The organism is Streptomyces spongiae (assembly GCF_009377185.1).
Lineage (GTDB): Bacteria > Actinomycetota > Actinomycetes > Streptomycetales > Streptomycetaceae > Streptomyces > Streptomyces spongiae.
Genome location: NZ_VJZC01001059.1, coordinates 1 through 1,369, shown reverse-complemented (window position 1 = coordinate 1,369; position 1,369 = coordinate 1). Strand labels below are relative to the sequence as shown.

Below are 1,369 nucleotides of genomic sequence, written 5' to 3'. Positions count from 1 at the left end.
CTCTGATCGCGGCCGCCGCTCTCACCGCCCTCGCCGCCTGCGGCACGGATACCCCGGACCGCACTCCCGCCACCACCACCCGCCCCGCCGTCAAACCCGCCGAACCGAAGAAGACCAGACCACAGGGCCTGCACGGCATGCCCCCAGTGCTCGACCCCAAGGACGTCTACGCCGCCAACCGCCCCGGCAAGCTCTCCCCGGTCGTCAAGGACTTCCCGTCCCGCGTCTACGTCCCGAACACCGAGTCCGACACCGTCTCCGTCATCGATCCGAACACGTACAAGATCACCGAGACGATCCCGGTGGGCCGGCAGCCCCAGCACGTCGTCCCCTCCTGGGACCTGAAGACACTCTGGGTGAACAACAACCGAGGCCACACCCTCACCCCCATCAACCCCAAGACCGGCAAGGCGGGCAAGCCGGTCGAGGTCCACGACCCGTACAACCTCTACTTCACCCCGAACGGCAAGTACGCCGTCGTCATGGCCTCCCTCGACCGCGAGCTGGTCTTCCGCGACCCGCACACCATGAAGCGCCTCAGGACGGAACCGGTCAGCTGCTACGGCGTCAACCACGCCGACTTCTCCCTCGACGGCCGGTACTTCATCGTCTCGTGCGAGTTCAGCGGCGAACTGCTGAAGGTGGACACCGAGAAGATGAAGGTCGTCGGCCAGCAGAAGCTGCCCTTCGAAGGCGCCATGCCGCAGGACGTCAAGGTCTCCCCGGACGGCAAGCGGTTCTACATCGCCGACATGATGGCCCACGGCATGTGGGTGCTCGACGGCGAGAAGTTCACCACCCCCGAGTTCCTGCCCACCGGCAAGGGCTGCCACGGCCTGTACGTCAGCCGCGACTCCCGCGAGATGTACGTGTCCAACCGGGGCGAGGGCACCATCTCCGTCTTCGACTTCACCCGGAACGAGCTCACCAAGAAGTGGCACCTCCCCGACGGCGGCAGCCCCGACATGGGTGGCGTCTCGTCCGACGGCAAGGTCCTGTGGCTCTCCGGCCGCTACGACGCCGAGGTGTACGCCCTCGACACCCGCACCGGCGCCCAACTCGCCCGCATCCCCGTCGGCAGCGGCCCCCACGGCCTCGCCGTGTACCCGCAGCCCGGCCGCTACTCACTGGGCCACACCGGCGTCTTCCGCTGACAAGCACCGGTCCGGACACGCCGCCGTACGGGTGACGATGCACGGCCCGGCGCCCCGGAACCGCGATCGTGCTCCTCATGATCACCACTCGTATGCGGCGCCGGGCCGTCGCCGCCGCCCTGTCCCTCTCGGCCGTCCTCGCGACCTCGGCCGCGACACTCCCCACGGAATCGGCAGTCAAGGCGGCCCCCACCCAAGCCGCTGCCCCCACAAAG

Annotated in this window: 1 protein-coding gene; it reads left to right on the top strand. The window is 68.6% G+C overall.

From position 1 onward, the window contains the following. Positions 1-2: 2 nt before the first annotated feature. On the top strand, positions 3-1,154 hold the full coding sequence (locus FNH08_RS50090) for a YncE family protein (protein ID WP_152778675.1): 1,152 nt from the start codon (positions 3-5) through the stop codon (positions 1,152-1,154). Positions 1,155-1,369: the final 215 nt, after the last annotated feature.